The organism is Cyanobacteriota bacterium, assembly GCA_025054735.1.
Classification (GTDB): domain Bacteria; phylum Cyanobacteriota; class Cyanobacteriia; order SKYG9; family SKYG9; genus SKYG9.
Map to the genome: position 1 here is coordinate 1 of JANWZG010000249.1, position 5,921 is coordinate 5,921.

Annotated in this window: 6 protein-coding genes; 4 read left to right on the forward strand and 2 right to left on the reverse strand. The window is 51.2% G+C overall.

The window, feature by feature from the left end; translation table 11 throughout:
• From NZ772_12300 to NZ772_12310, 3 genes are all read left to right on the forward strand, one after another.
• Positions 1–674: HEAT repeat domain-containing protein (locus NZ772_12300; protein ID MCS6814330.1), on the forward strand; the 674-nt coding region annotated here is incomplete at its 5' end.
• A gap of 184 nt (positions 675–858) precedes the next feature.
• Entirely contained in the window at positions 859–3,642 is a 2,784-nt protein-coding gene (locus NZ772_12305) for a TonB-dependent hemoglobin/transferrin/lactoferrin family receptor (protein ID MCS6814331.1), read from the forward strand.
• A gap of 87 nt (positions 3,643–3,729) precedes the next feature.
• Complete coding sequence (locus NZ772_12310) at positions 3,730–4,668, forward strand: ABC transporter substrate-binding protein (GenBank protein MCS6814332.1); 939 nt, start codon at positions 3,730–3,732, stop codon at positions 4,666–4,668.
• 243 nt (positions 4,669–4,911) lie between these two features.
• Here NZ772_12310 and NZ772_12315 read toward each other — a convergent pair whose 3' ends face one another.
• Entirely contained in the window at positions 4,912–5,052 is a 141-nt protein-coding gene (locus tag NZ772_12315) for a hypothetical protein (protein ID MCS6814333.1), read from the reverse strand.
• 416 nt (positions 5,053–5,468) lie between these two features.
• Complete coding sequence (locus NZ772_12320) at positions 5,469–5,684, reverse strand: hypothetical protein (protein MCS6814334.1); 216 nt, start codon at positions 5,682–5,684, stop codon at positions 5,469–5,471.
• A 1-nt stretch (position 5,685) separates the two neighbouring features.
• Here NZ772_12320 and NZ772_12325 point away from each other — a divergent pair.
• The coding region (locus NZ772_12325) for a hypothetical protein (GenBank protein ID MCS6814335.1) at positions 5,686–5,921 on the forward strand (236 nt) is incomplete at its 3' end.

The window sequence follows — 5,921 nt, forward strand, 5'->3', positions numbered from 1 at the left end:
CTGGGATTAAGACAATCGCTAGCTACACGGCTGTTAAGACCTTGGCGGAGGTAGGTGACCCTAGTTACTATGTGGAAGCTGCTGCTCTGCGGGCTGTGGGTACGATCGCTGCTACCGTCACTAGTCAAGAAAAATCGGCGATCGCGCTGCTCAAAACAGCCCTAGAAAACCGCTCCGGTTGGAACGAAATTGTGCGGTCTGGAGCCATTGGTGGCCTTAGTCAGCTCAAAACCTCAGTTGCTGCCCTAGACCTAATTCTCGACTACACAGAGCTAGGTGTACCCCAACCCTTACGTCTTGCTGCCATTCGTGCCTTGGGCGCTATTTCTCCAGGTCAGGCCGCACCTGATGTTACCCGCATTCTAGATCGGCTGCAACTGCTTGCCCGTGAAACTTTCTTCCTCACCCAAGTTGCTGTTTGCTCCGCTCTGGGACAAATGGAAACCACCCGTGCGATCGGCATTCTCCAAAGCCTTGCTGACCAAACTCCCGATGGCCGAGTTCGTCGCCTTGCTGAAGAAGCCATCCAGTCTGTGCAACGCCAGGCAGGATCTGACAAAGCCGTGAAACAGTTGCGAGAAGAGTTAGAGGAGCTGAAGCAGGCCAACCAAGAGCTGAGGAGTCGGTTAGCTGCTCTGGAAGCAAAAACAGCCTCAACCCCCAACCAGTCCTGAGATAGAGTTCTCGTCAACAACCTGCCATCGGTTTCAGCTCTGCGCCCGTTAATAGAATTAATTTGCAATAAATTTCTTAATTTGCTTAAGAAATTTGTCAGTTGCCTCTACAATAAGCATGTTTACTGTTGATCAGCGCCAACTGATCTTGTCTTGACCAATCGACATTAATTAGATATCTCCTATGAACTCTTACATCCTTATGTTCAAGGGTGCTGCGTGGGCACTCTGTGGCTTTTCAATCGCGATTCTTTTGCAAGCTAGATATGCTACTGCTGAAACTAGTTCTCAACAGACTGACACACAACTAACCAGCCGACCCAACCTCTCTCCACCCACTGCCTTGCCCCTTCCGAGTTCTCCAATTCCCACCCTCCAAGACTATCAGGCGGCTATATCAGGCTCTGAGAGCCGTCCTGCCACAACTCTACAGGAATGGCGATCGCAGATTGATGCGGTCACAGTACAGGTCACTAAGATTAGCGTCCAGCGCAACAACCAAGAGCTAGAAATTACCCTAGACACCGCTGACAATAAACCCCTGACAGTGGATGCTTCTAAATTTCGGGCAGAGGGCAACGACTTGATCGCAGATATTCCCAACGCGGTGTTAGCCCTACCCGATGGTCAAACCTTCAGGGTAGAGAACCCCGCCGACGACATCGCCAGAGTTGTAGTCACCCAGATGATGGGTAATCGCATTCAGATTGTGGTGACAGGTAAGAGTGGGCTACCAACCTCAGAGGTTGTTCTCAAGACGGGAGGCTTGGCCTATAGTTTGAATGCAGACATTGCTGACGCTGGAGAAGCGCTGCCAGAGGAGGAAATCACCATTACGGGCACGCGCACTCCCCGGCCAGTACGCCTGACACCTGGATCTATTAGTGTGATTGATGCTGAAACCATTGATCAACAGCTAGTCAGGGATCTGCGGGATTTGGTGCGCTACGAACCCAACGTGTCTGTGGGTAATAACCGTCGCTATGGACTGCAAGATATTAACATCCGGGGCTTGGGCGGCAACCGGGTTCTCATCCTCAATGACGGCGTTCGTGTGCCCAATCAGTTCCAATTTGGCACGCCGTCCCTAGGAAGGGATTACGTCGATATTGAGAGCCTGCAACGGTTAGAAATCATTCGTGGGCCTGCCTCTGCTCTCTACGGCAGTGATGCCTTGGGGGGAGTAGTCAACTTCCGCACGGTTGAGCCATCTGATTTACTCGATCGCTTCCAACGCAATAGCATCAGCAGTTTGTCTGTCAATCTCGAAACTGTGGATGGGAGTTGGGTCAATACTGGTATCACCGCTTTCCGGGTGGGAGCGATAGAGGGGCTGTTGAACTTTACGCGCCGAGATGGGCAAGAATCCCGTGTGCCAGTGGGCAACGAGTTTGTAGACGATCGGTTCAGCGGGCGTAACAACCTGTTAGGCAAGCTAATCTATCGGTTTGATCAAACCAGTTCCTTGCAGTTTACGACCGAAGCATTCAGAACTGACGATGATTTCACCGTTGCTCCCATCACAGCGGCGAATCTGTTGGGGCCAGCAGGTTTTCAAGGCCGAGATGAAACTCTGAGAGCAACGACCTATCGTGATCGCTTTAGCCTAGGCTACGTGTTTGACGATCCTAAAAGCCAGGGATTTCTCAGTGGTGCCCGCATCCAGGTTTACTACCAAAGTGCTGGGGTGAATGAGTCACGTGTCCAAGACTTCTTGCGGACTGGGGCAGGGGTCGATCGTCGTCGCCTCCGGAATCTGAACAATAGCTTCATCGATCGGGTTGTTGGGGGTGAAGTACAACTCCAAAGTACGTTTAATCTTGGTACTGTCGCTAATCGTCTCACCTATGGATTCGATATTTCTAGCACGCGCAACGAACGGGTGCGAAACGGGCTAGAAACTCAGTTTAATGCAGCGGGCAACCCTATCCTGACTACTAATGTCATTGGTCCTGACAACTTTCCCGTCAAGGACTTTCCCGACTCTGATACCTTTCGGCTTGGCATCTACTTGCAAAATGAGATTACCCTGAGTGATACCCTCACGCTGATTCCAGGTCTCCGGTTTGACTATTACAACCTAGATGCCCAGATTGATGCCCTCTACTTGCGCAACTCTCCCGACGTAGTTGCATCTGATTTTAGTGACTCTGCCCTATCGCCCAACCTAGGTATTGTGTGGCAAGCCTCTCCAGAGATTACGATCGTAGGTCGCTATGCCCGTGGGTTTCGATCGCCCCTCTACAGCGAAATCAACTCTGGTTTTACTAACCTTGCTAGTCCCTTCTTCCGCTATAAAACCCTCTCTAACCCCAATCTGCGCCCCGAAACTAGCGATACCTTTGAACTGGGGGTGCGGGGCAGGTTTCCCCAAGGCAGCTTCAGCCTCACTGGCTTCTACAGCAGCTATAACAACTTTATTGAAACGTTCGCGGCGGCGGGCACAACCTTCATTGGCGGCAACCTTGTGAATTTATTCCAGTCTCAAAATATTGGCCAAGCTCGTACCTACGGCCTAGAGTTTGGGGGGGAATATCGCTTTAGTCCAGAACCCCATGGCTTTAGCCTGCTGGCTAGCTTGGGCTGGACTGTAGGAGATGACCTAATCAGGAACCAACCCCTAGAGAGTGTTGACCCCTTACGGGCAGTAATAGGGTTGCGCTACCGTGCTCCAGAAAACCTGTGGGGGGCAGAGTTGATTACCTCCTTCGTGGCTGATCCTCGGTTACGCAGCGATCGTCCCCCAGGCTCCTACACACCATCAGGCTATACCGTTTTAGATTTAGTAGGCTACTACAACATTACGCCCTTACTGACCTTGAACGTAGGGATATTCAATCTGCTGAATAGCCAATATTTCCTCTATTCCGATGTGCGTCCTCTGCTCAATTCCCCCACACCAGCGGATATTAGCCGCTTTGCCCAACCCAGCATTAGCCTGCGGGCAGGACTAACTTGGCGATTTTGAAGTAACTAATAGGCATGGGGTGCATATCATCCCATGCGTGACCATTAAGCCACACCTGTAACTGACGCTAAGACTGAGGAAAAATCCATGACCACGCAACTGCAACCTGTGAAATTCCTAGTGATTAGTTTGCTGCTCAGTTGGTTGACGATCGCGTGTAGCCAACCCGTCAGCCAGTCACCAGCCTCACCAGACTCGTCATCCCCGGCAGCCCAAGCTTCTTCCCCTGAGACCACTGCCTCTCCCACTGCCCCAGCCGCAGAAATCTCCAGGGTAGTTGCCCTAACTTCCCTTTCTGCTGATATCATCCACCGCTTGGATAGCACCAAGTTGGTGGGCATCTCTGGCAGTCGCTTGTTGGCCAAAAATCCAGCCATGAAGGATATTCCCCGTGTCAGCGAAGGACAAACTCCACCCAGTCTGGAGAAAATTGTGGCCCTAAAGCCAGATTTGGTTATCGGGGCAGCCGGGTTCCATGACCAAATCTTAGCCAAGCTAAAGGAACTGGGAATCCGTACCCTCACGACGGAAGTTAGGGATTGGCAAGCCCTGCAAACCCTCACCCGCGACTTGGCCAGAGCAATTCAAGCTGATCCAGAACCGCTGCTTAACGCCTACCAAACCTTCTTGTCTAGCAAGCCTACCAACGCTGGGTCTACGCTGGTGTTAGTCAGTGCCCAACCCATCCTGTCTCCCAATAAAACCAGTTGGGCTGGTGACTTGTTGACCCAGTTTCAAATCAAGAATCTAGCTGCTGACCTGCAAGGACAAAGCCCTCAGCGGGGTTATGTGACCCTCTCTCCAGAGAAGGTGCTAGAGGCTAATCCGGAAGTGCTGATTTTGGTGGATGTGGGGGATGGCACCGTGGAAAAACTCAAAGCGGCTCCCTTCTGGAAGCAGTTACGGGCAGTAGCTAACGATCGCGTTTACGTCTTCGACTACTACGGTCTGGTCAACCCCGGCAGCATCGATGCAATTCAGAAGGCTTGCCAGCAATTACAGCAGGTCGCTACTGCTAAATCCTAGTCCTGGCCTAACTAAAAAAGAAGAGGGCAAGCGCCAACTTGCCCCAACCTTATCGACATTAATCGACCCCTCCATCATATGAAATCCAACCTGGTTTTGATCAGTAATGTGGCTCAAGATAGGTCTGACCATCTCTCTAGCAGACTGTCAGGGGGGTTGCCCAGCCAGTGGTGGCGGTGTCAGGGCCGGTTTTGACCACTATGAAATTTGACCACAAAGGCACGAAGAGCACGAAGATTTGTTTCAATCCCCCGCAGCATAGTGGTAGTTGCGAAACAGACCGTAGGGGCGCACGGCTGTGCGCCCTTGAAGTTTCTGTCCCCTTGCGGGGTGGTGGTTGTGAAACACCTGGGTGGCGATCGCCATCCAAGCGAGAAAACTCACTAGCCAAAGGTTGTGGCCAACATACTGTATCTCACTGAGATGAAAAACGCTATAAGCTGGAATTTATTCAACAACTTCAGCGAGGTGACCCCAATGTCTATCCGTTTAGAAGCTCTGTTTTGCTCTACAGTGCCACCAAACTATCGAGCCTAAACCTAGAGAAAAATTGGGAGTTGCTGAGTGGGTAAGCTGCTGGATTTCCTTGGGTCAAACCAACTTATAGAGCGACGACGATCGTCCTCAGTCCAATCTACCTTGGTCACAGCGGATCAAGTAATCAAAACAAGCAATCCATCCGTTCAGTAGAAGCTCGAATATCACGGATTGCTTCATCGGTTCGAGCTTGAGACTCTGGAGAATGCTGATTTGCTTGCTGTTACGGTTAATTTGTTCGCTGTTGCGACGGCTGACTTCTATTAAGTGGCGGCTGATAAGTGGCGGCTGACTTCAATCAAATCGGCAATGTCGGCTGAGGTTTTGTCAACCGCTTGCAATAGGGCACTGGCGGCTAGCCGCAGATTGATGATGTTGTCTTCGACAAGGTTCAGACGGGAGGAGAGGTCGTTGGCTTGGGTCATGGCAAGATCTCGTCCTGGTTGATCCCACCATAACTGATCGTCCCTCTCTTCCATAATGCAATCATTCCTTCCCCAAAAAAGCCCGATCGTCCTCCCAAGAGAGAAGAGCGATCGGGTGTGGTGTCACCAACCCAGAAAAGGATTGGGAGTTGGTGAGAGGATAAGACGCTGGGTTTCCTTACGTCAACCCAGCTTACACAATCGAACTGGTGGAAAAGGAACGATTGCTGCTACATTGTCATTAACTGAGATCATTGAAGAAATTATGCAGACCACTAAGCAAAAGGTTGA